Raw genomic sequence first — 12,731 nt, forward strand, 5'->3', positions numbered from 1 at the left:
AGACCTCTGCCCGCCGTGCGGGGGCTAATCCTTCAGCCCATGTGCACGACGGCCCAGAGGTGACCGTCCAGGTCGCGGAATCCGCGGCGGAAGACGATGCCAGGCTCGTCACGCCCGCCCGCCGCCGCACCGCCCGCCGCCAAGGCGGCGTCGGCGATCGCGTCCACCCGCGCCCGGGACTCGACCTGTACGGCGAGCTCGACCTCGGCGCACCTCCCCGGGTCGGCGACCGCGCGCCCGGTGGCCCGGCGGAAGGACGCCTCGGCGACGAGGAACACGTGGATCCCGCCGCCGACCAGCATGCTGACGACGTCGCCACCGGTGAAGTCCGCATCGGGAGCGAACCCGATCCGGGTGAAGAACGCTCCCGAAGCCTCCGGATCCCGGACGGGCAGGCTGATGAAGATCGTGGAACTCACGTGACGCGGCTCCTGCTGGGGGATGATCACCACCTGCGGCGCCGGGTTGAGCATGGTCCGCACGGCTGGGCTCACTTCCGGGTGTAGGTGTGGACGGCGGCGCCGCCCGCCAGGACGTGGGCGTCGGTGAGGGTGAGGCGAACGGCTGGGATCTGCCCGTCGAACATCCCGATGCCTTTGCCGAGGATCAACGGGTAGATCTTCACGATCACCTCGTCGATCTCGGGAAGCAGGGCGGCGGCCAGCCGGCCGCCACCGGCGAGCCAGATCCCGCCACCGGTCTCGCGCTTGAGCTGCTGTACGGCGTGCGCCGGGTCGCCGGAGATGACGGTGATCGCGGGATCCGGGTTGATGAGGCTCCCCGAGACCACGTACTGCTTGAGGTGGGAGTAAGGGCTGGTGACGCCCTCCTTCAGACCTGGTTCGTAGGTGCCGCGGCCCATCAGGACCGTGTCGAAGCGGCTGCCCAGGTCGGTGACGCCGAGCGGGGCGTGCAGGTGGGTGGGAAGGGTCTGCGGATAGTGCGCCACCAGGTACTCGAGGAGTCCGTCCGGCAGCGGGAAGAAGTCCTCAAGGGAGCCGTCGGCGGCGGCGATGTAACCGTCGGCGCTCGCGCCGATGAAGTAGGTCAGTTTACGCATCTAGGTCTCCTTGGGTTGGCTCGCCGGCTCCGCGGGAGGTTTCCACTCCATGAGTTGGGCCACGACGCCGTCGGGGTCGGTGAGCTGGAACAGCCGCTCACCCCAGGGCTCCTCGTGAAGCGGGCAGGGTGATGTTGGCGCCCGCCTGCCGCAGCCGCCTGTACTCCTCTCGCCGCGAAGCCTGAAACGGGATGTTTCGGATGGATCAATCGTCGGTTTTGGCGACCCTGGCATCAACGACAAATCTGGCCATGATCCGATAAGCCGAACTAATGCATGACGCGCGCGCCGACTATTGGCGCGGCTGTCTGCGACGCACCCTGGTCCGCCTGTTGGCCATGGTGCTTATTGATGGAGGGCCTTGCGGAGCGTGTCGCCGAACTCGGCGGGGTGGGTGGTCAGCCCGACGTGTCCGCCGGGGAAGTGCGCGATCGGCTTGCCCAGCCGTTCAGCCAGGAAAGCGACGGCGCGGTAGGGGAGCTCGCCGTGCGAGTCCTGGCCGCCGGCGAGCACGAGCCGGTCTGACGATTCCTCCAGCCTGCGCAGGTCCGGGGTGTAGGACATGAAGCTGGGCACGATGCGTCCGACGAAATACGGGAGGTCGGTCATCGTCTGCTCGGCTCGCGCCGCCGCCTGGGGTGGGAGCCTGGCCTCGCCGTTCCCGCCCAAGCCTGCGGCGAACTCGGCCATCGCGGGCATGAGGCCCTCGGCCCTGAGGGTGTCCTGCACGCGGGCGATGAGTGCGCGGTGCTCGGCGGCGTCCGGCAGGACCTCGACGACCGGCGGCTCGTGCGCCACGAGGAGTTCGACGCGTTCCGGGTGGGTGGTGAGCAGGTGCAGGGCGGCGATCGCGCCCGAGCTGGAGGCGAACACCCGGGCGGGCCCGCCCGGGTGGAGCAGCTCCAGGAGCTGGAGGGCGTCGTCGGCGTGCTCGGCCACCCGCTGCTCGGCCTCGGGGTCGTCCAACGTGCTCCGGGAGATGCCGCGCGGGTCGTAGGTCGCGACCGTGTAGTCGGCGGCCAGGCTGTCGGCGATGGCGTCGAAGGCCGCCGCACCGCCCGTGCCGCCGGGGATCAGCAGCAGGAGCGGGCCCTGGCCGCGTACCTCGTAGTGCAGGGTCGCGCCGTTCACGTGCAGCTTCATGATGGTTCTCCTTCGCGGGTGCGGGGCGTCGAGGGACGAACCAGCCCAGCGTCGCCTAGGGGTCCCAGTTATAAACCTAATGATCCTAGGTTTGCAAGCGGCGCGGCGAAGCGGGGGTCGTTGTCCCGGCTCTCCAGCGAGTCACAGGCCGGGTTGGCGGTCGAGGGCGATGACCTCCACCTCGATCTGCCAGTCCGGCTGTGCGAGCGACACCACTTCGATCAGTGTGTCGGCGGGATAGGGCTTCGTCAGGAACTCCCCGCGCAGTTGGACCACGTGGTCGAGGTTGGCTGCCATGTTGCGGACGAAGATGCCGACCTTGACGACGTCGGAGAAGGTGGCGCCGGCGGCGGCGAGCACCGTCTCGACGTTGCGGAAAGCCTGCCTGCCCTGCTCCAGGAACTCCGTGGAGACGGTGGCCCCGGTCCCGTCGAATCCGGCCTGGCCCGAGACGTAGATGAAGCCGTTCGCGCGGATCGCCTGGGAGATCTTGTACGGCTCGTACCAGTCGGGGGTGGTCGCGACCTGGCGGATCTCACTCATGCGCATTCCTCTCGACATACCGGTGAACGGGCCGAGGGGTGCGGTCCCAACCTAGTCAGCGCCGGTCATACACGCCAAATCCACGCCCTACTGGGCGGGAATCTTGTCGAGGCGTCCGAGATCATCCGGGCCTTCGCGGGGACCGTGGAGCGGGTGGGCGCTCAGGAGCCTGGGTGACGGCGTCCAGGGCGCGCCGGCCGAGCTCGCGCAGCCGGTCGGCGACCTCGGGCGGGCCGAGCAGGGTGTACGGCACGCGCAACTGGCTCAGCCGGTGGTCGAGGTAGCGCGGCGAGTCCGGAGAGGTGGTCAGGCGGCAGGAGTGCTGGTCGACCGGGGTGAGCGTGCCGTGCGAGGCGGGAATGCGCGCCTGGTCGATGGGGACGTGGAGCAGGACCTCGGCGCGGATGGTCGCGCCGCGAACGGCGGCCAGGGAGTCCACAAGTTGGGCCGCGGCGTCGAGGTCGCGGGCGGTGAAGCGCTGCCCGGTGCGATGGACGTCGGTGATGCGGTCCAGGCGGAAGCCGCGCCAGTCGTCGCGCTCGAGGTCGTAGGCGAGCAGGTACCAGCGGCGTCCGGCGATGACGAGCTGGTGCGGCTCGGTCAGGCGGCGGCCGGTGTAGGCGAAGCGGGTCTTCTCGCGGGCGACGCAGGCGGCGGCCAGCGCCGGTGTGGCAATTGGGCACAGGTTCGGCTGGGCGCTGGCCGTGCCGAGCGGACCGCCGTCCCGAAGGAGCCGAATCCCGCTGGCAGGGCTCGCTGAGGACTGGAAGACTCCGACCATGATCGAAGCAGATGCGGCAGCCGTCCTCCGGGCCCACGTGGGCTTCTTCAACGACCGCGACCTCGACGCCCTGATGGCCGGTTTCACCGACGACGCCGTGTGGGTCACCGGGACGAGCGTCGTCAAGGGGCGCGACGAGCTGACCGCCCTCTTCGCGGGCGCGATGGAGGGCCTGCTGCCGACGTTGACGATCGAGAACCTGCTCGCGGTGGGTGATCAGGCCGCCTGCCAGATGACCGAGACGTTGACTGTGGGCGGCGAGGAACGCTCCTACTCCATCGCGGGCTTCTACCGGCTGGACGGCGGCCGCATCGCGTCGGCGAAGATCTACCGCGAAGGAAGCGCCGAGGTGACCGAATGGTGAGCTTCCTGGAACCGGTCTTCGCGATCCTGCGGATGGAGTCGGCCGACGCGGCCGTGGCCACCGCCGCGCGGCTGGCCGCCAACGGGGTGCCGCAGGTGGAGGTCACGCTCAACACCCCGGACGCGCTGACCGCCATCGCCTCGATCAGGGAAGCGGGCGGACGCGTAGGCGCGGGCACCGTACTCACCGCAGAACAGGCCAGGCAGGCTGCTGATGCGGGCGCCGAGTTCCTGGTGACGCCCGCCGTACTGCCAGAGGTGATCGAGGCCACGCGGCTCCCTGTCCTGTGCGGGGCTCTGACACCCACCGAGGTCCTGACCGCGTGGCGGGCGGGAGCGGCCGCTGTGAAGATCTTCCCCGCCTCGGCCCACGGCCCTTCCTACCTGACCGCACTGCGCGGACCGCTGAACGACATCCCGTTGGTGGCGGTCGGTGGCATAGCCGTCGAGGACGTCCCCACCTACCTGGCTGCCGGAGCGCTCGCCGTGGGCCTGGGCTCACCTCTCGTGGGAACGGGGGAGGGACTGGCCGAGCGATGCGCGAAGCTGCAGACCGTACGGCGAGGCGGACTTTCTGGGTGAATGCGATTAAGGAGCGGTCACGCCGGAGACCGTCATCGTGAAATCCGCGACGTGGCGGTTCCCTTGGTACCAGCCGCCTTCCATGACGTCTCCACGAATGACCGCGGAATAGGTCCCGTTGAAGTTGATGGGCCGAAGTCCTCTGCGGGTGTAGGCGTGCTCTTTCCAGTTGATGCGAATACCGTCGTCGTCCGCCTCGATGGTCCCGGTAACGCTGGTCGCCGTATCGTCGTCCGGATAGGTCATGGTCCCATCGAAACGGCCGTCGGACCGGGTCGTGATGTCGAGCCCGATCGGATAGCTGTCGTTGTAGATGCCGCGCCACGAGGTTTCCACGGGTACCGGGGAAGAAGGTTCCGCCTTGCTGCGCAGGATTCCATGAATCGCGCCTTCTGCCAGCATCAGAAAGGCGTAGCCGCGGGTGTCGCCGGACGAATCCTGCTTCCATTCCGGCATCACGAGCAGCTCGTAGAGTTGTTGCACCGACCATGCGAGGTCGGCCTCCATCTCGCCCTTGGCCACGAGTCGCTGCATGGCGTTCGGCAGCTGCTGCGGCGGCACCCCGCGCAGTTGGGGATAGTGCTCCTTGAGCGCCTGCTGCACGAGGTGGAACGCCGTACGAATCCCCTCGTCGCGGTTCTCGGTGACCACCGACAACAAATCAACGAGGCTCGTGGGGATCGCGCCGTCGGGTTCTGGCAGGGGCGAGCTGTCGGAAAGCGTCGCCGAGATGTCCTGGCCGACCGCGTCGACTTTGTTGTCCAGGAGCGTCAGTTCCACATCGACCGGCCCCGCTTTGACAGCGACGGAACTGACCTTCTCGATGATCCATCTGCGGAAGACGAGCGCGACAATGATGGCCACGACCGGCCAGGCGAGCGTGGAAGCCATACGCCACGTGAATTCCATCCCGCCCATGTTCGGCCTCCTCGTCGCCCGCTCCCGTTCATGATGCGGCCCGTCGGGGGCCGGTTTCCATGAAACGGTCCGAACGGCTCAGCCCTACGTGATCAGTGCGTTGACGGTGAGGGTTTCGGTGCCGGTGGTCCCGGACAGGCGGATCGTGATCTCCCAGACTCCGGCCATCGGGAACAGGGTGCCCTTGACCGTGAAATGCCGAGGCTCCGCCAGGGGCGCGGCTGTTTCCGGTACGGCGTGGCCCATGCTGGGCATCACCGTGGAGATCGTGACCGTGTCCGGTGAGCCGGTGCGTACAAGGACGTCCACCACGACGGGGCCAGTACCCGGCGAGGCTATGCGCACGTCGACGGCGTACCGGGTGCCGGAGACGCTCGCCTGGAACGGGTCCTCGCCAAAAGCGTTGCCCACGACGAACACCGTGATCGCCACCAAGGCCAGGACCACCACGATGAGGGCGCGTCTCATGAGACGTCCACGGTGAAAGGCACGGTCACGATCCGGTCCTCGACGGCGTACTGGGCCCAGGCCAGGTAACGACCGGCCACGGGAAAGCTGAAGGTGAAGCGGAGCGGCACGCCCGAGCCCATCGCGTGGACGTGCCCCAGGAAACCGCCGTCCAGACTGCGGACGATCAGGTGACCCGGCATGCCCAGCCAAGGACGCACAACCCCCGCGGGGTCCACCTCGATGCTCACCGGGCGACCGGCCGTCGGTGCGGCGGGCGTCAGCCGGGGCGGCGCGTGCTGCCGGGGCGCCGCAACGGTCACGGCGCGGCCGGTGACGTCGAAGGCGCCGGAGACCATCTGCCCGCCGGAGTCCTGGCGCTCGAACTCCGCGTACACCAGGTAACGCCCAGGACCGTCCGCACGCAGCCGCGTCTCCAACCGCCCCGGCGCGGTGCGCAGCGGGTGCACGTGGCGGAAGGAGCTGCCGTCCTGGCTGGTCACGACGAGGTGCGCCAGCGCCTCGTGGTGCACGGCGAGGTCGTCGACGGCCCGGCCGGTGGCGCCGTCGACCAGGTCCAGGCGGACGGTGAACTCCTGACCGGCCACCGGCTGCTCGGGCACGGTACGCACCTGCCCCACGGCGTACGGGCGTCCGCTCACCGGCTCCACCGGCGCCGCCCCGTCCGGCTGCCGCGCGGGGAGCTGCGGCTCCAGGACGACGATCGTGGCCGCCACGGCCGCCGCCGCTGCAGCTCCCGCGACGAGGTAGCGGCCGGTCGACGGCCGGGAGAGCGTCCCGGTGAGCAGCCCGCCGATGAGCAGGGTTCCGGCCAAGAACAGCCCGCCGTAGATGAGGAACTCCCAGCCCGCCGCCCGCTCCACCAGCACGCGGAACGGGATGAGGGCGACCTCGCCGCCCGCACGGAGCGTGAGCTCGTGCGGTCCCGTCCGGTCCACCCGGAGCTGTACGGCGCCGCCGGGCCGTACGGTGCCCGACGCCGCGCGGCCGGAGGCGAGCGAGCGGACCTCCACCTGGAGCGCGGGCCCGGCGAAGGGCTGGTAGGCGACGATCGAGACGCGCAGCGGACCTGGCACCCGCCGCGTCCCCTGGATCACCACGGTGAGCTCCGTCCCCGCGATCGTCTGGGCGACGCGCAGGTCGGAGCCCGCGATGACGTTGTGCGCCGCCGCCGGGGAGGCGGCGGCCAGCACGAGCAGGAGGGCGAGGCAGAGGATCCGGCGGATCATGCCTTGTCGGGCAGGAACAGGGCGCCGAGCAGCAGGCCGAGGAGCCCGGCGACGATCGGGGCCCCGGTCCACAGCTCAGGTACGGCAGGCAGAGTGCCCTCCGCCACCGACGCCACCCCGATGTACAGCGACCAGGTGGCGAACGCCGACAGCGCGGCGAAGGCCCAGTAGGCCGCCCGGCGCTCGGCCGACGGCCGCAGCCACCTGATGAGCAGGTCGGCGACGAGACCCGCTGCGACGAAGACGAGCAGGATCGGCAGGTTGCGGAAGGCCGTCTGCGCGCCGGGCATGAGCACGCCCACGGCGTACAGGAGGGTGACGCTCCCGAACGGGAGCCGCCAGCGGCGCACGAGGAAGAGCACGGGCGCGAGCAGGACCACGTTGGTGATGACCATCGCGGCCGCCAGCCGGTCGGTGCCTGCCTCGTCGACCGTGGAGAACGATCCGACGACGGTGCCCGTGCCCAACTGCATGGCGTTGCCGTACGACAGGAAAAGCGAGACCAGCGTGGTGGCGAAGGCCAGCCCCAGCAGCGCGGGCAGCAGGCGGCCCAGCGAGGGGGAGGCGCCGACGTCGGGCGCCTTCCACGCCGACCGGAGCGGCGTGGTGATGATGATGAGCATCATCACCACCAGCCCGAGGTGCGAGGGGCTGAAGAGGATGTCGATGGTGGTCTCGATGCCGAGGACCGTGTGCCAGGTGAGGTCGGCCAGGCCGAACAGGGCGAAACCGGGGATCGCCAGCAGCCCGGCCAGGTAGCCCATGGGGACCGCGGCCAGGCCGTTGCGTCCGGCGCGCACGTTCCGCCACACCTGCCAGGCGATCCACCCCGAGACCGCGGCGAAGCCGGAGTAGAACGCGGCGTGCCACGGGGTGAAGAACGTCTCCAGCTGGGACAGGTTGCTGTGCGCCCACGCGTCGATCATCAGTCCGATGCCGAACCAGACGCCGAGGAGGGCGGTGACCAGGTCCGTCCGAGGGGAGACCCAGGCGCGTGGTTCGCCGGAGTCGGCCAGTAAGCGGCGCACGCGAGCGTCAACAGTAGCCATGCCGCCATCGTGGCCGATCCAGCGCCCGCCGCAGAAGCTGGGCAGCCGCACTCGCGGGGTGCGGGTAGCCGCACCTACGCGTTGAGATACCGCAGGACGGCCAGCACCCTGCGGTGGTCGTGCGGTCCCGCTTCGAGGCCGAGCTTGGCGAAGATGCTCGTGCAGTGCTTCTCCACCGTGCGTTCCGCGATGACCAGCCGTGCGGCGATGGCCATGTTGGTGCGGCCCTCCGCCATCAGCCGCAGCACGTCGCGCTCCCGCTCGGTGAGCTGGATGAGCGGGTCGTCCGGCTGGCGGTGCCTGCTGACCAGCTGCTCGATGACCACGGGGTCGAGGGCGGAGCCGCCGGTACCCACCCGGCGGATCGCGGCCGCGAACTCCGCCAGGTCGGAGACGCGGTCCTTGAGTAGGTAGCCGACGCCTTCGTTGCGCCCGCCCAGCAGCTCGACCGCGTAGCTCACCCGCACGTACTGCGACAGCACCAGCACGCCCACCTCGGGATGGCGCAGCCGCAGCGTCTCGGCGGCGCGCAGGCCCTCGTCGGTGTGCGTGGGCGGGAGCCGGATGTCCAGCAGCGCGACGTCTGGCCTGGTCGCGGCCACCTGCTCCAGCAGTGACTCGGCGTTGTCCACGCTCGTCACCACCTGGAAGCCCGCCTCCTGGAGGAGGCGCGCCAGACCTTCGCGGAAGAGGGTGGAGTCCTCGCAGATCGCTACGCGCACGGCAGCATCACCCGCAGTACCGTACCGTGGCCCGGGTGGCTGTGGAGATGCAGCTGCCCGCCGTTGGCCTCCGCCCGGTGCGCCAGCCCCTCCAGGCCGGAACCGCCCGCAGGGTCGGCGCCGCCCCGGCCGTCGTCGCCGACCTCCACCTCGAGGTGGCCGTCCGAGCGGGCCAGCCGTACCCACGCCCGGCTCGCCCCGGCGTGCTTGGTGACGTTGGCCAGCGCCTCGTTGACGATGTAGTAGGCCGCGCTCTCCACCGCGGGAGGCAGCCGCCCGCTCACGTCGATCACGCACTCGACCGTGATCGGCGCGACGGCGGCGAGCTCCTTCACCGCACCCGGCAGGCCCCGCTCGGTGAGCACCGGCGGATGGATGCCGTGACTGACCGCGCGCAGGTCGTCGAGCGCGCCGAGCACCGCCGTCTTGGCCTCGCCGATCAGCGCGGTGGCTCTGGACCGCTCGGCGGTGGCCTCGGCCAGGCCCAGCGTCATGGCGACCGAAAGCAGCCGCTGCTGCACGCCGTCGTGCAGGTCGCGCTCGATCCTGCGGCGTTCCGCCTCGCCCCACGCGAGCATGCGCGCCCGCGAGGCGGCGAGCTGGCGCAGGCGCGCCCGCAGGTCGGCGGTGAGGCGTTCGTTCTCCAGCGCCAGCGCCGCCGCCGCGCACGCGGCGTCTACCAGCAGGGGCTGCTCCAGGAGCGCCGCGTCGTGCAGGAGTACGGCCAGCCGCGACCTGTCCCGGTCGACCCTGGTCATGACCCGCCCGTGCTCCAGGGGTGGCACCTCCACCGGCCGCCCCTCGGCGTCGACGTAGCCGTCGAGGTCGGCCATCCAGTAGCCCACGCGCAACGTGGGATCCTGCAGCACCGAGGCCAGGTCGGCCTCCAGGTCGTCCGGCGGCTTCCTGCTCCGCAGCCGGACCACGAGGTCGGCCACCCGGCCGCGGTCCATCCGCGTCCTCATCAGGCTGCCGAGGTAGGTCAGCGGCACCGCCGCGAACGCGCCGTACATGACGATGGCCGACAGGTACTCCGAGTCGCCCGACCCCCAGGCGTCCGCGAGCATCTCGGCCACGAACGTGACCGTCGCCACCATCGAGGCGACGACGACCGGGGTGCTCGCGCGGCGCTGCGTCGCGCTGCCCTCGCGCCAGCGCACCACCGCGAGCCCGAGCACCGCGGCCCCGGTGACCGTGACCACCAGCCACGAGGACTGGTCCAGGACCTTCGCCGCCGACACCACGGGTCCGGGGACCGGCAGGATGAAGGTGACCTTGGCCAGCTGCAGCAGGACCGCCGCCGCGTAGGCGAAGCCGGTGACGACCCTGGCCGGGAGCCCGGTCAGCCGGCCAGTGGGGAAGGCGAGGAACAGGTGGCAGGCCAGTGCCGCCCACAGCCCGCCCCACGCCAGCGCCCAGAGGAACAGCGGCGAGTCCGCGCGCGCCTGCAGGAGCTGCTGCGGGATCCACGCGATCCCGACGGCCACCATCAGCAGGCCGACCCTGTTGCGCGGATGCAGCCGCCAGGCCACGACGCCCGCGCCGAGGAACGACAGCCCGACCAGCGCGCCGAGCGCCCAGAACAGGCCGTTGCGCTGCTGGGGGAGGGAGACGGCGAGCAACCACCCGCCCATCGCCGAGACGGCGAGCACCGCGGTGCCGACTCTGAGCGGCCTGGCCATGCCTGGGATTCTAAGAGCCAGACATAACCCGAGAGGTATGACAAACGAGATTATTCACCAGGCGGCTGTGCGCCCACGCTGGGGACAAGATCCCCCAGCCTCAGGAGTTGCCATGCGCCGCGTCCTCTACGCGATGGCGAGTGCCCTGCTGATCAGTACCCTGACCGGCATCCCGGCCCTCGCCTCAGGCCCGACGGAATGGGTGGAGGTGTTCTCCGAAGACGGCACCATCCAGCAGGTGAAGGTCCCCAAGCGCGACCAGCCCCGTACGGCCTTCGCCGTACCCCCGCCAGCGAACGTGGTCGCCCTCCAGCAGACCGGGCCGTCCGAGCAGCGCTTCGACCTGGTCTTCGTGGGCGACGGCTACACCTCCTCCGAGTTAGGCACCTTCCACGCGCACGCCGCGGAGAAGTGGGCGTTCCTGCAGACCGTGGAGCCGTTCAGGACCTACAGGAACTCGTTCAACGTCTGGATGGTCGACGTCGTCTCGCCGCAGTCCGGCGTCGACAACGACCCGACCCAGGGCATCTCCCGCAACACCGCGCTCGGGATGGGCTTCTGGTGCGCCAACACCGAACGGCTCCTGTGCGTGAACGAGAACGCGGCCCGCGCCTACGCGGCCAACGCCCCGCAGGCCGACCAGGTCCTGGCCCTGGCCAACTCCACCAAGTACGGCGGAGCCGGCGGGGGCGTCGCCACGGCTTCGGGCGGCAACACCAGCTCCGGCTGGGTCGCCGTCCACGAGCTGGGCCACTCGATGGCCGGTCTCGCCGACGAGTACGACTACCCCTACGGCCGGTACGCCGGTGGCGAGCCGTACGAGGCGAACGTCAGCGTCTACCCCGCGGCGACCCAGCAGTACTACCACCTCAAGTGGTACCGGTACCTGGGGCAGCCCACCCCGGACGGCGGCGTGATCGGCACCTACGAGGGCGCCCGCTACTACCGCTACGGCATCTACCGCCCCTCGGAGAACTCCCTGATGCGCTCCCTCGGCCGCCCGTTCAACTCGATCGGGCTCGACGCCATGATCAGCGCCATCCGCGCCAAGACCGGCTGATCGCTCAGTCGGTGCGCAGGGCCAGCCACGTCGCGTGGTGAGGCTGGCCGGCGAGGGCATCCCGATGAGCGCCCGTGGCCATCTGCCACAGCTCGTCGCTCCGTCCGGCCAGCGGCCCGTCCCTCCGCCAGGCGACCAGGTGCCGCACCCACAGCGGCGTGCCCGCCAGCGGGCGGACGGTGATGTCGGCGTCCGAGGCGAAGGTCGCCAGGCAGGGGGAGATCGCATGATGGTTGGCGATCAGCTCCCGGATCATGGCCGCCTCGACCATCACATGGGCCACCCGCGGGGTGAAGCCCGCCTCCTCACACGCGGTCACCAGGTAGGCGGGCCAGCCCACGCCGTCGGGAGGCGACACGACCCAGTCCTCGCCGGCCAGGTCCGCCAGGGAGATCTCGCGCTGGGACGCGAGCGGGTGGCGGCTGCCGATCGCGACGAAGACCGGTTCCGTCCCGATCGTGCGGATGTCGACGGAGGGTACGGCGGGCAGCTCGTGCCCCGGGTAGTCGATCAGCGTGGCGGCGTCCAGGCGGCGCGCGACCAGCAGGTCGAGAAGCAGGCGCGGAGAGTGCTCGGTGTGCACGGTGAAGCCCGCGTGCGTGGTCTCGTTGAGCCGTCGCAGCAGGCCGCTCAGCACCGGATTGGCATAGCCGCCGAGGCGGATCACCCCGGTGCGCGCCTCGTGGTCGCCGTTGAGCAGCTCGTCGACGGTGACGAGCGCCGCGCGGGCGCGGGTCAGCACGAACTGGCCGAACGGGGTGACGCTGACGCCGGACCGGCTGCGGCGGAACACCTGGCCGCCCAGAGCCTCCTCGATGCGGTGGAGCTGGGCGGTGAGCGAGGGCTGGGAGACACCGAGCTGGGTCGCGGCGCGGCTGACGCTGCCGACCTCGGCGATGGTCATCACCGCGCGTAAGTGACGAAGTTCGAGTTGCACGTTGCCAATCCCCTCACGTGTGCGCCCGGGGAGAGCTGTAAAATTTCACACCTGGATCCACTCGCGCAAGGCCCTGCCTGTCAAGGCCCGCTTTCGCTCACAGCCCTCACACTTACGAGTGATTGCCGACAAAAGGGTCTGGGCAGGGCCGCGATGGGGCTCTATATTTCGGCGCAGGACGGCGTTAGCCAGTT

15 protein-coding genes are annotated in these 12,731 nt (G+C 70.4%); 3 read left to right on the forward strand and 12 right to left on the reverse strand.

The window, feature by feature from the left end:
* Positions 1-32 precede the first annotated feature (32 nt).
* The 5 genes from ACIBG8_RS04100 to ACIBG8_RS04120 form a co-directional block, all read right to left on the reverse strand.
* Positions 33-473 carry a VOC family protein gene (locus ACIBG8_RS04100; RefSeq protein ID WP_397343891.1) on the reverse strand — a complete coding sequence of 147 codons (441 nt, stop codon included), beginning with the start codon at positions 471-473 and terminating at the stop codon, positions 33-35.
* Between the two features lie 17 nt (positions 474-490).
* Positions 491-1,060, reverse strand: coding sequence for a dihydrofolate reductase family protein (locus ACIBG8_RS04105; RefSeq protein ID WP_397341011.1), 570 nt, complete (start codon positions 1,058-1,060; stop codon positions 491-493).
* Between the two features lie 345 nt (positions 1,061-1,405).
* On the reverse strand, positions 1,406-2,203 hold the full coding sequence (locus ACIBG8_RS04110) for an alpha/beta fold hydrolase (protein ID WP_397341013.1): 798 nt from the start codon (positions 2,201-2,203) through the stop codon (positions 1,406-1,408).
* A gap of 141 nt (positions 2,204-2,344) precedes the next feature.
* Positions 2,345-2,746, reverse strand: coding sequence for a RidA family protein (locus ACIBG8_RS04115; protein ID WP_397341014.1), 402 nt, complete (start codon positions 2,744-2,746; stop codon positions 2,345-2,347).
* A 121-nt stretch (positions 2,747-2,867) separates the two neighbouring features.
* Positions 2,868-3,527: a WYL domain-containing protein gene (locus ACIBG8_RS04120; RefSeq protein ID WP_397341015.1), complete on the reverse strand. Its 660-nt coding sequence runs from the start codon at positions 3,525-3,527 to the stop codon at positions 2,868-2,870.
* Between ACIBG8_RS04120 and ACIBG8_RS04125 the strand changes: the two genes are divergently transcribed.
* Both ACIBG8_RS04125 and ACIBG8_RS04130 read left to right on the forward strand, forming a co-directional pair.
* Entirely contained in the window at positions 3,526-3,891 is a 366-nt protein-coding gene (locus ACIBG8_RS04125) for a nuclear transport factor 2 family protein (protein ID WP_397341016.1), read from the forward strand. The genes ACIBG8_RS04120 and ACIBG8_RS04125 overlap by 2 nt on opposite strands.
* Positions 3,885-4,472 (forward strand): bifunctional 4-hydroxy-2-oxoglutarate aldolase/2-dehydro-3-deoxy-phosphogluconate aldolase, encoded by a 588-nt coding sequence (locus ACIBG8_RS04130; protein WP_397341017.1) that lies wholly within the window; start codon positions 3,885-3,887, stop codon positions 4,470-4,472. Before ACIBG8_RS04125 ends, ACIBG8_RS04130 begins: the two co-directional genes overlap by 7 nt.
* 6 nt (positions 4,473-4,478) lie before the next feature.
* On the opposite strand, the gene ACIBG8_RS04135 is transcribed toward ACIBG8_RS04130, so the two are convergent.
* From ACIBG8_RS04135 to ACIBG8_RS04160, 6 genes are all read right to left on the reverse strand, one after another.
* Positions 4,479-5,390: a hypothetical protein gene (locus tag ACIBG8_RS04135; protein ID WP_397341018.1), complete on the reverse strand. Its 912-nt coding sequence runs from the start codon at positions 5,388-5,390 to the stop codon at positions 4,479-4,481.
* A gap of 84 nt (positions 5,391-5,474) precedes the next feature.
* Complete coding sequence (locus tag ACIBG8_RS04140) at positions 5,475-5,858, reverse strand: hypothetical protein (RefSeq protein ID WP_397341019.1); 384 nt, start codon at positions 5,856-5,858, stop codon at positions 5,475-5,477.
* Positions 5,855-7,087, reverse strand: a complete 1,233-nt coding sequence (locus tag ACIBG8_RS04145; protein WP_397341020.1) for a hypothetical protein — start codon at positions 7,085-7,087, stop codon at positions 5,855-5,857. The genes ACIBG8_RS04140 and ACIBG8_RS04145 overlap by 4 nt, the downstream gene beginning before the upstream one ends.
* Positions 7,084-8,136: a hypothetical protein gene (locus ACIBG8_RS04150; RefSeq protein ID WP_397341022.1), complete on the reverse strand. Its 1,053-nt coding sequence runs from the start codon at positions 8,134-8,136 to the stop codon at positions 7,084-7,086. The genes ACIBG8_RS04145 and ACIBG8_RS04150 overlap by 4 nt, the downstream gene beginning before the upstream one ends.
* A gap of 74 nt (positions 8,137-8,210) precedes the next feature.
* On the reverse strand, positions 8,211-8,858 hold the full coding sequence (locus ACIBG8_RS04155; protein WP_397341023.1) for a response regulator: 648 nt from the start codon (positions 8,856-8,858) through the stop codon (positions 8,211-8,213).
* Positions 8,849-10,540 (reverse strand): histidine kinase, encoded by a 1,692-nt coding sequence (locus ACIBG8_RS04160; RefSeq protein WP_397341024.1) that lies wholly within the window; start codon positions 10,538-10,540, stop codon positions 8,849-8,851. The genes ACIBG8_RS04155 and ACIBG8_RS04160 overlap by 10 nt, the downstream gene beginning before the upstream one ends.
* A 112-nt stretch (positions 10,541-10,652) precedes the next feature.
* Between ACIBG8_RS04160 and ACIBG8_RS04165 the strand changes: the two genes are divergently transcribed.
* Entirely contained in the window at positions 10,653-11,600 is a 948-nt protein-coding gene (locus ACIBG8_RS04165) for a M64 family metallopeptidase (protein ID WP_397341025.1), read from the forward strand.
* Positions 11,601-11,604: 4 nt separating this feature from the next.
* Here ACIBG8_RS04165 and ACIBG8_RS04170 read toward each other — a convergent pair whose 3' ends face one another.
* Positions 11,605-12,537, reverse strand: a complete 933-nt coding sequence (locus ACIBG8_RS04170) for a LysR substrate-binding domain-containing protein (protein WP_397341026.1) — start codon at positions 12,535-12,537, stop codon at positions 11,605-11,607.
* Positions 12,538-12,731: the final 194 nt, after the last annotated feature.

It is taken from the genome of Nonomuraea sp. NPDC050556, assembly GCF_044457355.1.
Taxonomy (GTDB): domain Bacteria; phylum Actinomycetota; class Actinomycetes; order Streptosporangiales; family Streptosporangiaceae; genus Nonomuraea.